The sequence below is a fragment of the Komagataeibacter europaeus LMG 18890 genome, assembly GCF_000285295.1.
Classification (GTDB): domain Bacteria; phylum Pseudomonadota; class Alphaproteobacteria; order Acetobacterales; family Acetobacteraceae; genus Komagataeibacter; species Komagataeibacter europaeus.
In genome coordinates this window covers 1-19,868 of record NZ_CADP01000027.1, presented here as the reverse complement: position 1 = coordinate 19,868, position 19,868 = coordinate 1, and the positions used below count along the sequence as shown (strand labels likewise).

General features: G+C 62.8%; 18 protein-coding genes, 1 tRNA gene and 1 pseudogene. 10 read left to right on the top strand and 10 right to left on the bottom strand.

The features are described 5' to 3' along the window. The 4 genes from GEU01_RS27760 to GEU01_RS10065 form a co-directional block, all read right to left on the bottom strand. The coding region (locus GEU01_RS27760; RefSeq protein WP_456303515.1) for a bifunctional heptose 7-phosphate kinase/heptose 1-phosphate adenyltransferase at nt 1–820 on the bottom strand (820 nt) is incomplete at its 3' end. 317 nt (nt 821–1,137) lie between these two features. After that, nucleotides 1,138–1,212, bottom strand: a tRNA-Thr gene (locus tag GEU01_RS10075). A gap of 98 nt (nt 1,213–1,310) precedes the next feature. After that, nucleotides 1,311–1,724 (bottom strand): RNA polymerase-binding protein DksA, encoded by a 414-nt coding sequence (gene dksA / locus GEU01_RS10070; protein WP_010508899.1) that lies wholly within the window; start codon nt 1,722–1,724, stop codon nt 1,311–1,313. A gap of 111 nt (nt 1,725–1,835) precedes the next feature. Then, entirely contained in the window at nt 1,836–3,551 is a 1,716-nt protein-coding gene (locus GEU01_RS10065) for an efflux transporter outer membrane subunit (protein WP_019085983.1), read from the bottom strand. Nucleotides 3,552–3,648: 97 nt separating this feature from the next. Here GEU01_RS10065 and GEU01_RS10060 point away from each other — a divergent pair, with 97 nt between their 5' ends. From GEU01_RS10060 to GEU01_RS10050, 3 genes are all read left to right on the top strand, one after another. After that, nucleotides 3,649–4,365, top strand: coding sequence for a TetR/AcrR family transcriptional regulator (locus GEU01_RS10060; RefSeq protein ID WP_019085982.1), 717 nt, complete (start codon nt 3,649–3,651; stop codon nt 4,363–4,365). Between the two features lie 365 nt (nt 4,366–4,730). Continuing rightward, nucleotides 4,731–6,941 carry a TonB-dependent receptor gene (locus tag GEU01_RS10055; protein WP_026018648.1) on the top strand — a complete coding sequence of 737 codons (2,211 nt, stop codon included), beginning with the start codon at nt 4,731–4,733 and terminating at the stop codon, nt 6,939–6,941. A 35-nt stretch (nt 6,942–6,976) separates the two neighbouring features. Further along, the gene (locus GEU01_RS10050) at nt 6,977–7,507 is read left to right on the top strand and encodes a GNAT family N-acetyltransferase (protein WP_019085980.1); all 531 of its coding nucleotides are present in this window, start codon (nt 6,977–6,979) and stop codon (nt 7,505–7,507) included. A gap of 171 nt (nt 7,508–7,678) precedes the next feature. On the opposite strand, the gene GEU01_RS10045 is transcribed toward GEU01_RS10050, so the two are convergent. Together GEU01_RS10045 and GEU01_RS10040 are read right to left on the bottom strand one after the other, a co-directional pair. Beyond that, entirely contained in the window at nt 7,679–9,058 is a 1,380-nt protein-coding gene (locus GEU01_RS10045; protein WP_010508910.1) for an ammonium transporter, read from the bottom strand. Beyond that, on the bottom strand, nt 9,055–9,393 hold the full coding sequence (locus GEU01_RS10040) for a P-II family nitrogen regulator (RefSeq protein WP_010508912.1): 339 nt from the start codon (nt 9,391–9,393) through the stop codon (nt 9,055–9,057). The genes GEU01_RS10045 and GEU01_RS10040 overlap by 4 nt, the downstream gene beginning before the upstream one ends. Nucleotides 9,394–9,753: 360 nt before the next feature. On the opposite strand from GEU01_RS10040, the gene GEU01_RS25710 reads away from it, so the two are divergent. Continuing rightward, entirely contained in the window at nt 9,754–9,915 is a 162-nt protein-coding gene (locus GEU01_RS25710) for a hypothetical protein (protein WP_232272486.1), read from the top strand. A 131-nt stretch (nt 9,916–10,046) separates the two neighbouring features. Then, complete coding sequence (locus GEU01_RS10025) at nt 10,047–11,321, top strand: chloride channel protein (RefSeq protein ID WP_019085977.1); 1,275 nt, start codon at nt 10,047–10,049, stop codon at nt 11,319–11,321. Between the two features lie 172 nt (nt 11,322–11,493). On the opposite strand, the gene GEU01_RS26250 is transcribed toward GEU01_RS10025, so the two are convergent. Together GEU01_RS26250 and GEU01_RS10015 are read right to left on the bottom strand one after the other, a co-directional pair. Then, nucleotides 11,494–11,670, bottom strand: a complete 177-nt coding sequence (locus GEU01_RS26250) for a hypothetical protein (RefSeq protein WP_010508918.1) — start codon at nt 11,668–11,670, stop codon at nt 11,494–11,496. A gap of 110 nt (nt 11,671–11,780) precedes the next feature. After that, complete coding sequence (locus GEU01_RS10015; RefSeq protein ID WP_019085976.1) at nt 11,781–12,632, bottom strand: aromatic ring-hydroxylating oxygenase subunit alpha; 852 nt, start codon at nt 12,630–12,632, stop codon at nt 11,781–11,783. Between the two features lie 181 nt (nt 12,633–12,813). Here GEU01_RS10015 and GEU01_RS10010 point away from each other — a divergent pair, with 181 nt between their 5' ends. The 3 genes from GEU01_RS10010 (at nt 12,814) to GEU01_RS10000 (ending at nt 14,824) form a co-directional block, all read left to right on the top strand. Next, the gene (locus GEU01_RS10010) at nt 12,814–13,479 is read left to right on the top strand and encodes a Rieske 2Fe-2S domain-containing protein (protein ID WP_026018646.1); all 666 of its coding nucleotides are present in this window, start codon (nt 12,814–12,816) and stop codon (nt 13,477–13,479) included. Beyond that, nucleotides 13,476–14,093: a glutathione S-transferase family protein gene (locus GEU01_RS10005; RefSeq protein ID WP_019085974.1), complete on the top strand. Its 618-nt coding sequence runs from the start codon at nt 13,476–13,478 to the stop codon at nt 14,091–14,093. Before GEU01_RS10010 ends, GEU01_RS10005 begins: the two co-directional genes overlap by 4 nt. A 125-nt stretch (nt 14,094–14,218) precedes the next feature. Next, nucleotides 14,219–14,824, top strand: coding sequence for a hypothetical protein (locus tag GEU01_RS10000; protein ID WP_010508927.1), 606 nt, complete (start codon nt 14,219–14,221; stop codon nt 14,822–14,824). On the opposite strand, the gene GEU01_RS09995 is transcribed toward GEU01_RS10000, so the two are convergent. Then, on the bottom strand, nt 14,805–17,009 hold the full coding sequence (locus GEU01_RS09995; RefSeq protein ID WP_019085973.1) for an FUSC family protein: 2,205 nt from the start codon (nt 17,007–17,009) through the stop codon (nt 14,805–14,807). The genes GEU01_RS10000 and GEU01_RS09995 overlap by 20 nt on opposite strands. Nucleotides 17,010–17,198: 189 nt before the next feature. Here GEU01_RS09995 and GEU01_RS09985 point away from each other — a divergent pair, with 189 nt between their 5' ends. After that, nucleotides 17,199–17,690: a MarR family winged helix-turn-helix transcriptional regulator gene (locus GEU01_RS09985; RefSeq protein ID WP_182355925.1), complete on the top strand. Its 492-nt coding sequence runs from the start codon at nt 17,199–17,201 to the stop codon at nt 17,688–17,690. Between the two features lie 253 nt (nt 17,691–17,943). After that, complete coding sequence (locus GEU01_RS09980) at nt 17,944–19,293, top strand: GntT/GntP/DsdX family permease (protein WP_026018644.1); 1,350 nt, start codon at nt 17,944–17,946, stop codon at nt 19,291–19,293. Nucleotides 19,294–19,504: 211 nt separating this feature from the next. Here GEU01_RS09980 and GEU01_RS22580 read toward each other — a convergent pair. Beyond that, nucleotides 19,505–19,868 (bottom strand): annotated as a pseudogene (locus GEU01_RS22580) (transposase); the annotation flags it as partial.

Here is a 19,868-nt window from a genome sequence, read left to right as displayed (position 1 = left end):
CGACGGTCGCGACCACGCAGTCCCCCGCGCCCGAGACGTCAAAGACCTCGGCCGCCCGGCTGCGCACATGGCTGACCGTCCCGTCATCCTGCCACAGGGTCATGCCTTCTTCCGAACGGGTGACCAGCACGCTGCCACCAAACTGTGCGCCTGCCGCCTGTGCTGCGGCAATGATCTGGTCATCGGTCCGCACCGGCAGGCCGGTGGCCCGGCCCAGTTCCTGCCGGTTGGGCGTGACCAGCGTCGCCCCGCGATAGGCCGCGAAAGACGTGCGCTTGGGATCGACAATGACGGGAATGCCCCGCATGCGGGCACGCGTGATGATTTTTTCCAGCATACCGTCATCCAGCACGCCCTTGCCATAATCCGAGCAGATCAGGATGTCGGCCCCGTCTATGGCCATACAGGCCCTGTCCACCAGTTCGGCCTGTGTGGCGGGATCGGGTGGATGGGTATCCTCGTTATCAATGCGCACGATCTGCTGGCGGCCGCTCATGACCCGTGTCTTGGTCGTGGTCTGGCGATGGGCGTCGCGTATCAGGCCACTGGTATCGATACGGTCCCACCGTGCAAGGGTCTGGGCCAGACGGGTTGCGTATTCATCCGTCCCCACCAGCCCGACAAGCGAGACGCGCGCGCCCAGTGCCGCGGCATTTGCCGCCACATTGGCCGCCCCGCCCGCCACGGTATCAAGGTGTTCATGCACCAGTACCGGCACGGGGGCCTCGGGGGAGATACGGTCAGTCCGGCCGGAAATATAACGGTCCAGTATCACATCGCCCACAATGGCGATGTTTCCGAAATGCATGTTATCAATCATGGAGGTGCCTACCGTTCCCGTCCCCGCCTGCGGCACTGCTTTAATATGGGATCCATGTGCTTCACAAGAACAAGTGATGCCATCCGCCCCGGCAGCATATGTGGCCACATGCATCCGGTCGAGAGGGGCGCGGGACGGCATGCCTGCATAGGAATGTCTGATTGCCGCAAGGAAGGGACAGCCCGGTCGGGCCGCAGGGGCGGATGGACCCATGCGTCCGGTCGACCATGCAGGCATGGACGGATGCATGACACGCCTTCCACGCGCATGGTCCAGATGGACCAGAAACATGCAGACCGGAATATGTAGGGAAATCATGGTGCTGCTGGACAGGATTGAACTGTCGACCTCTCCCTTACCAAGGGAGTGCTCTACCACTGAGCTACAGCAGCACTGTATGCGAGCTTCCTAACTTTTCCTGCATCGGCTGGCAACCCCCTTTTGTCGTATTCTGGCAAATTGGGGTCATCCAGCCGGATGGCAGGGGGCGTCAGTCGTCGCGGTGGATGCGTTCCATGCGTTCGTGGCGTTCCTGTGCCTCGATCGAAAGGGTCGCGATGGGGCGGGCTTCCAGCCGCTTCAGGCCGATGGGTTCGCCCGTTTCCTCGCAATAGCCATAGGTGCCGGCCTCAATGCGCAGCAACGCCTGGTTGATCTTGGAAATCAGCTTGCGCGCCCGGTCGCGCGTGCGCAGTTCCAGCGCACGGTCCGTCTCGACACTGGCGCGGTCGGTGATGTCCGCTTCGTGAATGCCGCCTTCGGACAGGCTGGCAAGCGTCTCGTCCGCTTCCTTTAGGAGGTCCGCGCGCCACTTCAGCAGTTTGAGGCGGAAATATTCCACCTGCTGCGGATTCATGAATTCCTCATCATCCGAAGGGCGGTAATCGGGGGGCAATGTAATCATGATGACAGGTCCCTGCGCCGTGGTTCCGTGTGGCGGCCTGTGCCAATCCAGTCGGGAACGGGGCGGCTTATACTAGCAAGGCGCGCGCGCGCCAAGCCTTTAACGCCGGATTCAGGCCGGTTGGTGCGATGGAGCGGGCGTGGAGGTGGCTGCGGGCGTGGTGGTCGTGGCGGGGGGCTGGGTTGCCTTCGCCTGCTTCGTGCGGGGGGCGGGTTCGGGGTACGTGGTTTCCCAGCCGCCACCCAGTGCGTTGTAAAGACGGACAAGATTGCCCGATATGGTGGCCGTACTGGTGGTCAGGTCGGATTGCGCGCCCAGATACTGGCGCTGGCTGTCCAGAACATTCAGGTAGGTGACCATCCCGTGGCGGTACTGGTCCTGCGCCAGTTGCAGGGCATGGTGGCTGGCTTCCATGCGCTGCGTCAGGTTGTCGTGGCGGACCTGTTCATCGGTATAGGCGGTCAGCGCGTTGTCAATGTCATGCCATGCGCCCAGCACGGTCTGCTGGTAGCTGATGGCGGCTTCCTTCTGCGCCGCCTTGCGCAATTCCAGCTGTCCGCGCAGGCGCCCGCCCTGGAAGATGGGCAGGGTGATGGACGGGCCGACATTCCATGCCTTGGCGTTCCAGAAACCAAGGTCGCGGAAGGACAGGGATTCAAACCCGAACCCGGCATTGATCGTTACGCGCGGATAGAATTCGGCCACGGCCTCGCCCACCTGCGCGGTTGCGGCGTGCAGGTTGGCTTCGGCGCGGCGGATGTCGGGGCGGCGGCGCGCCAGTTCGGACGGCACGCCCACCGGCACGCGCGGCGGGACGGGCGGAATGGCGGAAGCGGTCAGCAGTTCGTCGGACAATGCGCGCGGCGGCTCGCCCATAAGCAGGCTGAGCGCGTTGACCTGGGCCACCAGCTGCTGCTCAAGCTGGGGCAGTTGCGCCAGCGTGTTCTGGTACTGCACGCGGGCCTGTTCCACTTCCATGTCGCTGGCCAGTCCCTTGGCGTAGCGCTGCTGGTTCAGGTCCAGCATGGATTTGGCCACGTCGCGGTTTTCCATGACGATACGCAGCTGTTCCTGCGTGTTGCGCAGGTCCATGTAATCGCGCGCGACTTCGGCCTGGCGTGAAATCAGCATGCCGCGACGGGCTTCGTTCGTGGCCTGCGTCTGGGCGGCGGCGGCTTCGTACTGGCGGCGCACGCGGCCCCACAGGTCCACTTCCCATGTGGCGTCGATGCTGTCGCGCCACTGGTTGAACAGCGGGATCCTGGCCTGTCCGGGTGGTGGCGCGTACTGGGAAAATACGGGGTTGTTGCTCAGTTGCGGGTCGCTTTCCACATCCGTTACAATCCGTTGCAGCATCTTGGTGCTGTACTGCTGGCGGGCGTATGACCCCGTGGCGGACATGGCGGGATAGCGTTCGGCGCCTGCGATACGCAGTTCCGCGCGGCTCTGCGCCATGCGGTAGGCATAGCGGCGGACATCAAGGTTGTCGGTGGCGACGCGCTGTTCCAGCTTTGTCAGTTCGGGATCGTTGAAGATGGTCCACCACGCGGTATCGGGGTCATCCGACGTGGTCTGGCTTGCGACCTGCGCGGGCGTGCCATCCTTGCCGGTTGTGGCGATACGCTTCGGGCCACCGTATTCCTTGGGCGTCCACGGGGTTGGCTTGTGGAAGTTCGGGCCAACCGCGCACCCGGCGGTCATGACCGACAACCCAACCACCGCCGTGCGCCATGAAAATCCCCTACCCACCAACGCGGCCCCCTGTTGTCCCTGAAAACAGTTGATATAAACCTGTATGCCCTTGGCATGGTTTTGCGGCCATGCCATGAATTGACCGATCAGTTCGGTCAGTCCCCTAGCCTATCGGCTTTCCTCACGGGGTCAATCGAAAGTACGCACCGATAACGGGAGCAGGGTGATTTCCATGGGTACCACGCCAGACCATCGGGACCAGACACAGGCCGAAAGCTGCCCGCTGTCCGGTGCGTCCACGGCCAAGCGCCAGCAGATCCTGGCCGGTGCCGCGCGTGTCTTTGCCCGGCAGGGATACGAAGGGGCCAGCATGTCGGGCATCGCCCGCGATGCGGGGGTGTCCAAGGGAACGCTGTATAATTATTTCGAAAGCAAGGCCACGCTGTTTTCCGCCTTCGTGGAACAGTGCGCGTGCGAGAAGATGCCCATTCTGTTCAGCCGGATTGACGAAGGGGCCAACCTTACGGAATCGCTCGAACACCTTGCCGTGGCCATGATCCGGCTGCTGACATCGCCGCTGTCGCTCATGCTCAACCGCATCATCATTTCGGAGGCGGGCAACTTCCCCGACCTTGCCGAAACCTTCTGGAAGCATGGACCGGAGAAGGCCATTGGCATCCTGTCCGCGTGGCTCATGCAGCATAATGACGCGGGCGTGCTGAACATTCCCGACCCGGTTTTCGCGGCGGAACAGTTCTATGGCCTGTGCCAGACCCGGATCGTGGCGCGCGCACGGCTGCAACTGCCGGTCAATACGGATGAGGCGCATATCGAATTCATCGCCCGTTCCGCCGTGCGGACGTTCCTCAATGCCTATCTGCATGACGCCCCGCGCCAGCCGCCGGTCGTGATGGAACGCCCGGGATCCGGTACCGGCCCGACGTCATAAAAGTTTTCGGGTGTTGCCTTTTTTCATAAAAACGGTGTGTCTTCTGAAGCTTTTCGAAAAAAGCTTCGCCAAAAACTTCTTTCAGTTTTGGAATATTTTACGGACGGGCTTGTGAAACAGTCTTTCGCCTGTCCTGCGCCCTGACCGGGTTTTCCCAGCATATTTTCGCATCAACGCGCTGACGGAATGGTCCGTGGCATGCGTCGCCCTGTGCGTAAGTCAGGGCGGGTATGCTTCTGTTGCATAAAAACAACATTCCGGCTGTGTCGCGAGGATGCCTGCTTTTTTAGTCTGTTATGTTATATTGTACCAATATACGACGGAGGCATCCGAAATCTCCTGACTGGATGCGAGCCCACCCTGACATGATCCGCTTATGGTTCTCCCGCCGCCCGTTGTCCCCCGCCATGCTGGCGGCCATGACCGCGTTTACGCCGGTTTCCTCCCTCGTGGCGCAGACCACGACGGCGACAGGCACGCCCACCACCACGACCGGCACGGCCATCACGCCGGTGACGGACGGGGACATCACGCGCCGCTCATCCGCCCCGGATGCCATGACGGTTACCGCCCGGCTGGACCGGGCGCGCATCCAGTTGCAGCCATCCACCGGGGCCACGGTGCATGCCTTCAGCCGCAAGGCCCTGGAAACCATTCCCGGTGGCGATAATGCCGGGATGAACAGCGTGCTGCTGCAGGCCCCCGGTGTGGCGCAGGACAGTTATGGGCAGATCCATGTCCGCGGTGACCATAACGAGGTGCAGTTCCGCCTTGACGGCGTGCAGTTGCCCGAAGGCCTGAACGTGTTCGGTCAGACGCTGATGACGCGCTTTGCCGACAACCTGTCGCTTTCGACCGGTGCGCTGCCGGTGCAGTACGGCTTCCTGCAGGCGGCGGTAGTGGACATCAACACCAAGAACGGGTCCACCAACAAGGGTGGCAACGTATCCATTTACGGCGGGGCGCGGGACTACTTCTTTCCCTCCGCCCAATATGGGGGACAGCATGGCAAGTGGGATTACTTCTTCACCGCCGATTACGTGCATGACCGCGTCGGGATCGAGAACACGACCCCGTCCTTCAACGCGCCGCATGACCTGAGCAACCAGTACCATTTCCTGGGCCACGTGCGGTACACAGTGGATGAGAACACCCGCATAAGCCTGATCGCCGGTGTGTCCAACGCCGAGTACCAGCTGCCCAATATCGGCGGCCAGCCCATGTTTGGTGATAATTACAGCAGCCTGCTGCCCCAGGCCCCGGGCAGCAGCAACCTGAATGAACGCCAGAAGGAAATCACCGATTTCGGCATCCTGTCGCTGCAGAAGACGATTGGCGCGTTCAGCCTGCAGACATCGGTTTTCTCGCGCTACAGCAGCCTGGGCTACAGCCCCGATCCCAATATGGGCGACCTTGCGTATATGGGCATAAGCCAGCACGCCGAACGTTCGGTCATGTCCACCGGCACCCAGAGTGACGTGACATGGCGCGTGCGTCCCGACCACACCATCCGCTTCGGCTTTCAGGTCTTTGGCGAACGGAACATCACCAAGGCCGATGCCACGGTGTTCAATGACGCGAACCAGCAGGTCAATATCCACACGGGCAATGGCCGCACGGGCGACATATACGGCCTGTATGTGCAGGACGAATGGCAGCCACTGCGCAACCTGACGGTCAATTACGGCCTGCGCTTTGACGGCGTAGGGGAATATACCGACGAACACCAGCTCAGCCCGCGCATCAACGTGGTCTGGCGTGCGTGGAAGGGGGCGGCGCTGCATGCGGGCTATTCACGCTATTTCACCCCGCCGCCGTTCGAGGTCGTGGGCGGCACCGACCTGCGGCAGTTCGCCAATACCTCGGCTGCGACCGATGTCAGCCGCAGCGATACGGTCAAGGCCGAGCGTGACCATTATTTCGATGCGGGCATCGAGCAGGTCATCCTGCCGGGCTGGCGCGTGTCGTTCGATGCCTATTACAAGCTGGCCCATAACCTGATTGATGAAGGGCAGTTCGGCGCGCCCATCATCCTGTCCGGGTTCAATTACCGGCGTGGCCAGGTCAACGGGTATGAATTTTCCACGTCCTATGATCATGGGCCGCTGTCACTGTACGGCAATTTCGCGTGGTCGCGGGCGATCGGCAAGGACATTACCAGCGCGCAGTTCAACTTTGACGCCGATGACCTGAAATATATCAGCCAGCACTGGATCCACCTGGATCATGACCAGCGCTGGACGGCTTCGGCCGGGGGCTCCTACACCTTTTTCTATCGCAGCGGACACCCCACGCGCATTTCGGCCACCATGGTGTATGGCAGTGGCCTGCGGCAGGATTCGGATGTGCCCAATGGCGGGGTCATCCCGCAATACGCGACGTTCAATATGTCGGTCGTACAGTCCTTCCGTGACCTGTTCCACTCCCGCTTCCTGCGCACCACGCAGTTGCGGCTGGATGTCACCAACCTGTTCGATCACCCGTACATGCTGCGCAGCGGCACGGGCGTGGGCGTGGGCGCGCCGCAATACGGGCTGCGCCGGACCATTCTGACTGGTATTTCGCAGTCGTTCTGACGGATGTGCTAGGGTCATCCCGTTACACAACCGGGATGACCTTTATGTCTTTTTCCATCCGTAAGGCGGTCGATGATGACGCCCGCTTCCTTCCCGCCATTGAACGTTCGGCCGGGCAGGCTTTCCGCAGCGTGCCCGAACTGGCTTGGGTGGCGGATGACGGGGTCATGTCTGTTGACGCGCACCGGGCCTGCATCGCCACGCGCACCTGCTGGGTCGCGGTTGATGAACAGGGGCGGGTCGTGGGCTTCCTCAGCGCGCAACGCTGCGGGCAGGACCTGCATATCCTTGAAATGTCGGTGGCCCATGACCGGCAGGGCAGGGGACTGGGGCGACGGCTGTTATCAGCGGCGTATGACGATGCCCGTGCGTCTGGTCTGTCCGGGCTTACGCTGACGACCTTCCGCACGATTGCGTGGAATGCCCCGTTTTATGAAAAATCAGGCTTTTACATGCTGCCGTCCGACATGCCGGACGCGCGTCTTGCCGCCGTGTTGCGGGAGGAAGCGCAGGCGGGCTTTCCCCCCGGGTCGCGCTGCGCAATGCGGTGCGATGTAGTGGATTGAAAGAAGTTTTTGGTGAAGCTTTTTTCAAAAAGCTTCAAAGAACACCGCCTTTTTGAAAAAAGGCGGCACCCAGAAACTTTTATTTTTTATCAATGGATTATTACGCATGAAAAAAGGGCGACCCGTCGGGGCCGCCCTCAGTTTCAGGGATGCAGGAACAGGCGGAGGGGATCAGGAATTGATCCGCTCGCCATGCAGGCTCATGTCCAGCCCTTCCATTTCCTCATCACGCGTGACGCGCAGGCCAATGGTCAGGTCGATCAGCTTGAGAATGATGAAGGTCAGCACCGCGCACCATACGATGGTGACGCCAACGGATTCCGCCTGCGCCACGAACTGCGAAAACGATCCGCTGACCCCTTCGGGGCTGGCGTCGGTGGCCGAAAGCGGGCCATAGGCGAACACGCCGGTCAGCAGCGCGCCCACGATGCCGCCAATGCCATGCACGCCAAAGGCGTCAAGGCTGTCGTCATAGCCCATCATGTGCTTGAGGCCCGTCGCCCCCCAGAAGCAGATCAGGCCGGCAGCCAGGCCGATCATCAGCGCGCCGCCCGGCAGCACGAAGCCGGCTGCGGGCGTAATGGCCACAAGCCCGCCCACGGCGCCGGAAATGATGCCCAGCACGGTCGGCTTGCCGGTCTTCATCCATTCGGCGCACATCCATGACACGCCAGCGGCAGCCGCCGCGATCTGGGTGGTGGCCATGGCCATGCCCGCGCGCCCGTTCGCCCCCACGGCGGACCCGGCATTGAACCCGAACCAGCCCACCCACAGCAGGGACGCGCCAATGATGGCGTAGGTCAGGTTGTAGGGGGACAGATCTTCTTCCCCGTACCCCTTGCGCCGCCCGATCACCAGGGCCGCGACAAGACCCGCGATACCGGCATTGATATGCACGACGGTACCACCGGCGAAGTCGATCGCGCCGATCTTGCTGGCGACCCATCCATCCGGTCCCCAGACCCAGTGGGCTACGGGCACGTACACGATCAGCGACCACAGGATGGTGAAGACACACAGCGCGCTGAACTTCATGCGTTCGGCAAACGCGCCGGTAATCAGCGCGGGCGTGATGATGGCGAACGTCATCTGGAACGTCATCCACACGCTTTCGGGAATGGTCATGGTGGTCGCGGCGGGCGTGCCGGCGGCCATGGTGAAGGCCACGTCGGACCCCTTGGAGATCCCCGCGCCAAGACCGTTGAGCATCACGCGCGACAGCCCGCCGATGAACGCGTTGCCCGACGTGAAGGTCAGGCTGTAGCCCAGCACCATCCACACGACCGTCATGATGCAGCAGATGCTGAACGACTGCATGAGGGTCGCCAGCACATTCTTCTTGCGCACCATCCCGGCATAGAACAGGGCAAGGCCGGGAATGGTCATCATCAGCACAAGGCCCGTGCTGATCAGCATCCATGCCGTATCACCCGTATCGATCGCGGCGGGGGCCGCGTCGGCCGCCATGGCGGGCAGGCTGCCCATGGACAGCGCGACAGTTACGGCCGCTGCCCCGAACGGGCGGGCGCTCTTGCCAATCTTTGTGATCACAGCGCGTTTTCTCCGGTTTCCTGTGTCCTGATACGCATTGCCTGTTCAAGGTCGAGGACAAAGATCTTGCCATCGCCGATCTTGCCGGTGCACGAGGCGCTCTGGATCACGTCCACCACCTTGTCGCACTGTGCGTCCGCCACCGCGATCTCCAGCTTGATCTTGGGCAGGAACTGGATGTTGTATTCGGCGCCGCGATAGATTTCGGTCTGGCCTTTCTGGCGGCCATAACCCTTGACCTCGGTTGCGGTCAGGGCATCCACCCCGATGGAATGCAACCCCTCACGCACCTCATCGAGCTTGAACGGCTTGATGACGGCAATAACGAATTTCATTTCGTTCCCTTCCTGCCTTGCCCCTGAAACATCTTTTCGCTGTCTCTGTTCCGTACAGGTAACCATATACGGAAGCAATATGAACTTGCTACCGCCTTTGGACCCGATTGTGCAGTGCCTGTGTGTTGCCATTACGGACGCGGCATGTTCCCCGTTTTCGACCTGCGTTAAGGGTCAGCGTCATTATCGAAATGTTTTTGTAATGAAAGGCGCTTTTCCACTTCATGCCGGATCTTTCCGTCCGTGCGGTTTTTGGGCATGTCCGGCGCATGGGGTAACGGCCTTTTTCCGCTTTTGTAATGTTACGTGTCCTTAGCATTCGTAACGCAGCCGGGACAGCGTGCGCCACAAGACATCCCCATGTCGGCGGTTGCGTTCCTGCCTTCGGCCAATCCTGTGCGCCAGCCCCTTCCCGTGCCTGTCATGGCGGATCAGGCCCCGTTTTCCACGGGCGCGGATGCTTTCGCGTTGCATGACCGCATCGACGCTGGATCGCGCCGGGAGCAGCATGGGAGCCTGTGACCTATCCGGCCTGTCCCACCGCGTCTGAAACCTGTCTTGCATCCGGCCCCTGATCCGGCATACCCCATGCAATCATGACCACATCCGCTTCCCCTTCCGTTCCACCTGCCGCTTCCTCGCCTTGGCCGGTCATGGCCATGGCGGTTGTCTGCACGGGTATCCTGTCCGGGCTGGGGGGTACGGTGCTGTCGCTGCTGCTGCACATGATCCAGCATGTTGCCTATGGCTACGGGCAGGCGGATGGGCCGCATAACTTCCTGCAGGGCGTCAGCAACGCTCCGCGCTGGCGGCGTATTGTGGCCCTGTCCATTGCGGGTGTCGTGGCCGGCGTGGGCTGGTGGGCGCTGGGGCGTTTTGGCCGGCCCCTGGTCAGCATTGCCGCTGCTGTTGGCAAGACGGGTCCGGGCAGGCCGATGCCGCCGCTATCCACCCTCATCCATCTGCTGCTGCAGATCGTGACCGTGGCCCTTGGCTCGCCGCTGGGGCGTGAGGTGGCGCCGCGTGAACTGGGTGCCGTGCTGGCCACCGGCACGGGCCGCATGCTGGATCTTGTGGCGGATGACCGGCGCATCCTCATCGCCTGCGGTGCGGGAGCGGGGCTGTCGGCCGTCTATAATGTGCCGCTGGGCGGTGCGCTGTTCATCCTCGAAGTACTGCTGGGCACCGTCGGGCAGCGGGCCGTCCTGTGCGCGGTGGCGGCGTCGGCTATCGGGGCATTCGTGCCGTGGGCGGTGCTGGGCAATGTACACCAGTATGAAACCGGGCCGATGGCGGTCACCGCACCCGTGGTGCTGTGGGCGATATGCGCCGGTCCGGTCATCGGTACTGGCGCGCATGTGGCCAGGCGGCTGATGGGTATCGTGCAGAACCGCGCGGCGAAGGGTGTCTCACGCATCGGCTGGTGCCTGGTGGTGTTTCCCCTGCTGGGGGTGCTGACCTGTTTTTACCCGCAGCTGCCGGGTAACGGGCGCGGGCCGATGCAACTGGCGCTGTCAGCCCGGCTGGGCATGGAACTGGCGGCAATCCTGCTTGTGCTCAAGGTCGTGGTGATCATGGGGGCATTGCGCGCGGGCGCGGCGGGTGGCCTGCTGACACCCAGCCTGACCATGGGGGCGCTGCTGTCCACCGTTCTGGCGGGGGCGTGGAACATGGTGCTGCCTGTGGTGGATGCGGGCAGCGTGGCGCTGCTGGGCGGGATCGCCTTCCTTGGCACGTTCATGTCCATGCCGCTGACGGCGGTGGCGCTGGGGATCGAGTTCACGCATCTGGGGCATGACATGTGGATCCCGGTTTTCGTGACATCGGCTGGCGCGCTGCTGGCCTTCAGGGTCTGTGCGCGGATGGGGGGACGGATGGCCGCCCAGACGCAGCCCAGCGCACCGGGCAGCATGTCGGCGCGGTCATGATCGCCTGAATGGAAAAAGGCGGCACCGTTGCCGATGCCGCCTTTCCCTGAGGACAGTCGCCGTTTTCATTTCAGCAAAACCGTCAGCGCCATTCATTCCACGTGGCGCGGTCCCTCTACAATGGGGGGAACACTCACGTTTCAATGACCTCACACCATCGTGGCCCTAAGGCTTATTTTTCGGCAAAGGGGTCGAAGTCGCCATCGTTTTCGCGCACGGCCCACCATCCCTTGTTCCACTGTTCATAGGCGGGCAGGGTCTCGTCAAACGGGTTTTCGATCAGGGGCTCGCCCCTGGTGGCGGCGGCCTTGCCCTGTTCAAAGGCGTCGGGCTGGGTCTGGTCGGTCATGGGTGGTTATCCTGACTTGTCTCTGTCTGGTGATGCGTGACGCTTACACCATGTGTCCCGCGCGGGCAGCCCCACCCGGCGGAAGGGGGTAATGCGTCAGGCGCAGGTGTTCAGGCCGTCGTGCCGTAGCTGACCCCGCGGTCGCGCAGCCACCGGCGGTAGGCGACCGACATGCGGTCCGCCACGGTGGGGATTTCCGCCCCGGCCGAAAGCGGCAGCCGGCGCGGACGCTGGTTTTCCAGAATGATACGATCCTGCAGGAAGATGGTCTGCTGGAATTCGATAAGGTTGGCCTGGGGCGAGACATCATCGATCAGGAACATGACCGGATGCGCGCGGGAACATTCCTGCGTCATCGGCTGCACGAACAGGGCAATGACGTCAAAGCGTCCGGGCTGCGCGGGACAGGTCTTGTACAGCAGCGTCACGAACGGCCCCGCCACGCGGTACAGGTATTCCGTATCCAGCCCGTCGGTGGCGGACAGGGCAGCCTGCGGCTGGAAGAAATGGCAGTCCGTGGCCCAGACCTCCTTGCCGCCATCACGCAGTTCAATGGTGTAGCGCGCGACTTCGGTGTTCGGTTCGGCACCAAGTATGTTGGTGTGGACAAAGGGGAAATGCGCCATGTCGAGGAAATTCTCGACAATGCGCGGGGCCGATGTCCGCACCGTGAACACCCCGCAATCAAGCAGCCTGCGGTCGGGTTCCAGGGCTTCGTCAATGGCGGGAATGTCACCCGCTGGCGTGCCCAGGCAGGTCCACAGGCAGCCGTGGCGGGCACGGACCGGCAGGGCGCGCCTGTCCGCCACGTCGCAGGCGAAGGGATTGTCCCGCGCATCAAGACCGAAGGTTATGTGCCGGTCCAGCAGCATGGTATCGGTGGGTGTGGTGCGCAGGTGTGACAGGGGACTGATCACATGCCAGTCGGACAGGATGGTTTCATCGGCGGTGATCTGTGTCATTGCCCGGTTCCTGTTTGCGGTATGCCATCGCGCTGTATGCGGATTGCCGTGACGGTGGCGTAATGTTAGCTGCCATCATGGTGGCACGCCATGGTGTTGCGTGAAAGAATACACGCTGTTGTGTCCGATACGCCCCGCGGTGTGCAATCCTCAGGGCCTGATGGAAGGAAGCGGGGAACGTATGAAAAGATGGCAGCCGGTCAGCGTCCTGTCCGATATACGCCGTGGCGAGGTCGCGGGCGTGCGGATTGGTGGCCGCGAAGTCGTGTTGTGGCGTGAGGACGCACCCACCCCAACGCTGCATGCGTGGGAAGACCGCTGCCCCCATCGGGGCATGCGGCTGAGTTTCGGCTTCGTGCGCGATGATGCGCTGGGGTGCCTGTACCACGGCTGGCAGTTTGGCGGCGGCGCGCGGTGCAGGCTGATCCCGGCTCACCCGCAGGTGCGCGTGCCTGCCTCGATCCATGTACATGCCTATGGCGTGCGCGAACATGCGGGCCTTGCATGGGTCAGCATGGACGGGGCGGAGGATTTTCCCGCCGGGGGAACCGGGCCGGACAACGTGCTGCCGGTGCGCACCCTCCACGTCAAGGCATCCGTGGGGCCTTTGCGCCATGCGGCCGGCATCGCGCCCGATGCGGGGATTGCGTGGCACGGGCCGGTCGGCCTGGCGGTGCATGAACCGGTGGCGGGGCAGGCCATGCTGCATGTGGTGCGGGTGGCGGATGCGGATGGCCCGTCGTACCCCGCGCTGTCACGCTGGGCCGAACAACTGCGTGACGCGGTGGAAAGTGGCGCTGGCATCGCCCCCGTCATGAACGGACTGATCGCGGGAGAAATGGCATGACCGCCAGACTGGTCCTGTATGACTGGACGCCGGATGTGCGCTGCTATGCCGTACGTCTTGGCCTGTCGCTCATGGGCATGACGTATGAGATACGGGCGGTGGACACGGACCTGCCCGTGGGCCAGCGCCCCGCGGGACTGCGGGCGGGGGAGCGGCCACCGGTGCTGGTGGCGGGCAGTGTGCGCCTGTCACGCCCTGGCGTCATCATGCAGTTCATCGCCCGCCAGCCGGAGGTTGCGCGGGCATGGCTGGATCCGGCGCATGAATGGGCGATCCTCGACTGGCTGGATTTCGGGACGACGGCGCTCGATACGATGGCGGCGGCACGCGATGCCGCCTTTGGCACCACGCTGCCGGTCCTGCCGCCCATGGGCGCGCTGGTGGCCGCCCTGCGCCGGATGGAAGACCACATGAGTGCGCGCGCGATGGAGGGGCATGACTGGTTCGCAGCCCCCGCCGCCAGTATTGCCGATGTGGTGCTGTTCGTCGTGTTCGCGCTGACGGTGGACCTTGGGGTGGAACGCGACACCTGTCCCGCCCTGCGGCGATGGGCGCGACGGATGCGTGGCCTGCCGGGCTTTGTGGTCATGCCCGGCGTTCCGGACTATGCCTGACCGCCATACATCTTTGGATACATGACTGCATTTAGACGTTATGGAATATGATGAAGTCGGCCTGGGCGCAGGTCCAACCGGCAGGGGTCCATACCCGTCAAGAGATTGAGGAAAGAACAAGAAATATGAACGTGAAGCTGTTTGCACCCCGTCGCGTCGCGGCGGCACTGGCCATTACCATAACGGCAGGCGCCGCCAGTCTGTGTGGCGCGTCACAATCCGCCATGGCGCAGGCCGCCCCGGTTATCGTGGGCAACCAGACGGCGACTGCAATCGTCGAAAGCGTGGACCACGAAGCGGGCATGGTGCTGCTGCGTGACAAGGCGGGCAACCTGGATACCGTGCGCGTTGACCCTGACGTGCGCGCCAAGCTGCCGGTCCTGCATGCCGGTGACAAGATCGGCCTGCGCATCGTGCGCACCATTGACGCCGTCATCGCGCCGCCGGGCGCGCCCATGCCGGAATCGACCGAAAGCGCCGCAGGCACGCGCACCGGCCCGCACCCGCATGGCATGATGGTGTCCTTCAAGCGTGAACGCGTGAAGGTGACGGGCGTGGACACCACGCGCAATCAGGTCGTGTTTGTCGATCCCGATGACATTACCCGCGTCGTGCTGGTGCGCCAGAAGCCGATGCAGGACTTCCTCAAGACCCTGAAGCCGGGTGATGAAGTGGACACGACGGTCATGGATGCGGTGTCGTTCTCGGTGCTCAGCCGGATTCCGTCCTGACGGCCGCAAGCGGCGGACGGTGGGCGGCGGGATAGTCTTCCGCCCATTGCAGCGGGCCGCGCTGGTCAAGGAAGCCGGGAATGTCCTGGATGATCCGCGCCGCCTGCTCCAGACACGCCATGGCCTCGACCTGCGCGGGGGGGCGTAGCGTGATCGCGTCGGGCGGGCACAGCATGTCCGCCGCCCGACGCAGGCCCGCCGCCGTCAGCAGCGGGTTGTGCGCCAGTTCGGCGAAGGTATCGAGCGCATCGTAAATGGCGACCTGCTGCGCCCCGGTTATCTCGGGACTTGCGGCAATCATGCGGATCCGCTCCACCAGTCGCCCCAGTGACAGCGTGGCCAGCGCCGCATCGATGTATTCATGGATCATGGCGGGCCGGGCGAAGAAGGACAGCCGCATCGCCAGACGCAGCACCTTCTGCAGTTGCAGGTTTTCCCATACCAGCCATTCCTTGCCCTGCCTGCGTCCCGACAGCGCCAGCCTGCGCAGGCTGCGCGTCAGCGACGTGACAAGGCGGGCGGCATCCAGCCTGTGGTTGGGCGGCAGGATCACCCGGAACGACAGCACCAGCATGATGCACCCCATGAGCAGCGCCATCCAGCCGTTGAGCAGGCTTATGTCGTTGTAATAATGGATCGGGTTGTTGACCTGCAGCATTACGGTCGAAAACACGCCGTAACCAAACCCGCCAACCCCGAATTTCGGATGGAACTGCAACCATATGCCCGGCAGCAGCATGATGCACAGCGAAAGCCACAGCAGCGGGTAGCCATCTACCTGCGGCAGCAGGTAGGTATGGCATAACAGTCCCGCCGGAACCCCCAGCGCCGTGCCCGCCGCCATGAGCCCGGCCGCGCGGGATGCGGAGGGCAGGGTGGATAGCAGGCTGGCCGCCGCCACCACGTACAGCATCATGGTCGGGGCCGCCGTCCAGTGCAGCACGTACCAGATCAGGCACGCCGACATGGTGATCAGCATGCCGCGCGCGCCGTTGCGCAGCGCCGTCGGCCATTCCAGATAGGGCTGCAGCCGCAGCCTGCGGCCCGCGCTGCCCCGGCGCGACAGATCCTGCAACGCGGTTTCGATCTGGCCCAGCAGGTCCTGTATGTCATCAAGGAAAAGCAGCGACTGCGGGGAATGCGTCCCGCGCGCCTGCGCGATCATGAGGTCGCGGGTATGGCGTATGCGCGCGCAGCCCTCCATCCAGCTGGATTCCAGCGTCCGGCCCGTCGTCCGGTCCATGAGGAACTGCAGCATGGACACGATTTCGGCATGCACCGCACGGTCCTGCTCGGTATCGGCGGCGGTGATGGTGTGGGGATGGTAAGACGCAACGATACCCGACAGGCGCGCAAGCCCCGCGCGGATTTCACGTTCGCGCACGCTTATGTCGTAATTGTCGGTGGCCGCGTATTCCACCGCATCCGACAGCCGCCCGATCCGCGCCAGCATGGCCGCCCGGCTGTCGTGAAAATTGGTCGGCAGGGAGCGGAACGTGCTGCCCGGCAGCGCGTCGGGGTCCTGCGCGGGCACGTTGGTATAGCCCTGGTGAAACGCCTGGATATAGCCGATCGTATCGCGGAACAGGGCGTGGATCTGCACGAACAGGGTGTCCGAGCGGCGCGGCGAGGTCACCATGAACACCGCCGCCGTTGTCACGATCCCCACCACCACGGCGGAAAGCCGCGACATGGCGCTGAGGAAAATGCCATCCGGGTCATCAAACGCGGGGGCGGAGATGATGACGATGGTATAACCCGTCAGCACGGCGGCATAGGCGCGGAACAGCCGCAGGAAAGTCGCCGCCATGCACGCCAGTCCCACCGTGAATGACAGCCCCATGAAATACAGTACCGGGGACTGCACGAACACCGCCATAAGCCCCACGCTGATGGACGCGCCGATAATGGTCCCGATCACGCGCCATACGCTTTTGGATACCAGCGCGCCCACTGTCGGGTTGGCCACGATCATGACCGTTGTGACCGAACTCATGGGGGACTGGAGCTGGAAGCTGAACGCCAGGAAGAGCGCAATGGCAACCGACAGCAGGGCACGCCCGCTGAACGCCGCCGTGGTGCGCAGCGTAGCCCATTGGGCGTCGTCGGAAAAATGGCGCGTAAGGCTGGAAAACATGTGGGTGCCGACTCCCGGCTGCGGCGTTTTGGGCATCTGATAACGCATGCCGCAGGAAGTTAAAGGGTATGGAGCGCAATTTATTGTATGACAATTAATGCCATGTCAATTATATCTGTCCTGCATATCGGTGCCGCCGGGCAGCCATCGCATAAATGGGTCATGATCGGACCGGGCGGGCATGCTATCGGGCACGCAGAAGACTTCGGCGGGGTCTGACACCAGCAGGGGATGCGCATGGCTGACCGTTCACCATTGCCAGATATCGAGGGCGCGGGTTTTCAGGACATGAGGATGACGTTCCTGACCATGCGGCTGGCCAATACGTGGCGGCTGGGTCTGGACCGTGCGCTACGTCCCGAAGGCATGAGCATGGCGATGATGCGCCCGCTGGCGTACCTCATGATGCTGCCCGACCGCGTCAGCCAGCGCACGCTGGCCCATGCCATGAATACCGACAGTTCGGCGCTGGTGCGCGTGCTGGACCTGCTGGAGGAAGAAGGGCTGGTCGAACGCCATCCCGATCAGGAGGACAGGCGCGCCAAGAGCCTTGTGCTGACCGCGCGCGGCCGGCGCAAATGCGCGACCCTGCACCGGATCTGCGCTGACATGGAAGCGCGCGTGCTGGATGGCATTCCCGCCGACAGGGTACAGGACATGATGGATGTCCTGTCCCGCGTGCTGCGGCAGGCGGAGGACGTGATGATGGATTCCGCCGCTGGGCCATGAGAACGTGTCCCGAAAATCAGAAAAGTTTTTGGTGAAGCTTTTTTCAAAAAGCTTCAGGGAACGCCGCCTTTTGGAAAAGGGGTCACCCGGAAACCTGTATCTTTTATCAACGGTCTGTTTTGAAACAGTCGCTGACTGACCTGCATCAGGTCTTCCTGTCCGGTCCTGATATAGTAAACACCATGTCCACACCCGCTGGCTGATGCCATGACAGGCCACGCATCGGAACATGGAATTGGGGGAATAGGCGTCAATGTCGGTCGGAATGGCCCTGTTACTGGCTGTTGTGGCCATATGCGTTGTCGTTTTCCTGATTGAACGGGTCAAGCTCAATCCGTTCCTGGCCCTGCTGATCGCATCCATGCTGCTGGGGTTTGCCGCCGGCATGCCCGCTTCACGGGTCGTGTCGTCGTTTGAAGGCGGGGCGGGGCAGGTGCTAGGGCAGATTGCCTCGGTCATCGCGCTGGGGACCATGCTGGGCAAGATGCTGGAGGTGTCAGGCGGGGCTGACCGCATCGCCATGACGGTGGTGGCACTCGCGGGGCCACGGCGGCTGGACTGGGCCATGATGGTGATCGGCCTGCTGGTCGGGCTGTCGGTGTTCTTTACCGTGGGCTTTGTCATCCTTGTGCCGCTGGCCTTTTCCATCGCGCGGCAGACCGGGCGGCCGATCCTGCATGTGGCGCTGCCGGTGACGGCCGCCCTGTCGGTCGTGCAGGGATATATGCCACCCCATCCCGGCACCATGTTCGCCCTTGCTGCCTATCATGCCGATATCGGGCGTGTAATCTGGATGGGGGCCGTGGTCAGCGTGCCGGTCGCGATCATTTCGGGGCCGCTTTATACCCGCTTTATCGTCCCCCGCCTGCCTGCGGATGCCGGGATGGGGGCGGAGCATGACCATGGGCACGATGCGCCCCGCGCACATGCGGACCTGCCGGGATTTGGCATTACGCTGTTCACCATCCTCGCCCCCATCGTGCTGATGCTGGCGGGGTCGGCCACCCGGTTCATGGGGCCGACCACGGGGGACTGGGTCGAGGCCCTGCGTTTCGTGGGGGACCCCAATGTGGGGCTGGCGCTGGCGGCCCTGCTGTCGTTCTGGACGCTGGGGCTGCGGCGGGGACTGACGCGTGAGAAAATCCTGGCCTGTTCCAACGAATGCCTCGGTCCACTGGCCAGCCTGCTGCTGATGATTGGCGCGGGTGGCGGTTTTGGCGCGGAACTGATGGATAGCGGCATTTCCGATGCGATTGCCCGCGCTGCGGTGGACATGCATGTCCCGCTGTTGTTCCTGGCATGGGGGCTGGCGGCAGGCATGCGCGTGGCGGTGGGGTCCGCCACGGTCGCCATGAGCACCACGGCCGGAATCGTGGCGCCGATCATGGTGCATGGGGCGGGTGCCTCGCCCGAACTGCTGGTGCTGGCGACGGGAGCGGGGGCGGTCATGTTCGGGCCGATGAATGATTCGGGATTCTGGCAGGTGCGCGATGCGCTGGGGCTTACGGTACCGCAGACATTGCGCACATGGTCGGTGATCGAGACCCTGATTGGCGTGGTGGGTCTGGGGATGTGCCTGCTTCTGGGGTGGTGCGGTTTGTAAGGTGCGGCGGGACGCGCGGCATGCAGCATTATAAAACAAGCCACCCGGTCGATCGAACGGGTGGCTTTATTATGTATACGGGTTCCTATTTTTTTAGTCGTGTTTCATAAATAGTTTAATATCCAGCCCTATTCCTTTTTTTGATATTGTCATTTTTGGATATAAATTGGCATTTGTTGTTAGAGCCCGATCCGAAAGTTTTCCAAGCTTGACAATGCCTTGCTGTCCGTCGTGTGAGCATGCGGATCGAGGCGATCAATGTCCATGCGGTTGAGGAAGCAATGGACTTTTCCCAATCTTTGGCGAGCCGCCTGCACCGTCCCAGCCAGGCGAATGTCCGTTCAACCACCCAGCGGCGAGGCAAGATCTGAAAGCCCTTCGCCGTATCGGACCGCCTGATGATTTCGACCGTCCATTTTCCCATGGAGGCGAGCGCGGATCGCAATTTGTTGCCAGCATAGCCGCCATCAGCAAAGATGTGGCGCAGCCAGGGAAAGCGCCTGCGTATTGCCGCCAGAACATCAACCGCCCCATCACGGTCCTGGATGTCGGCGGCATGAACGAGGAGAAAGATC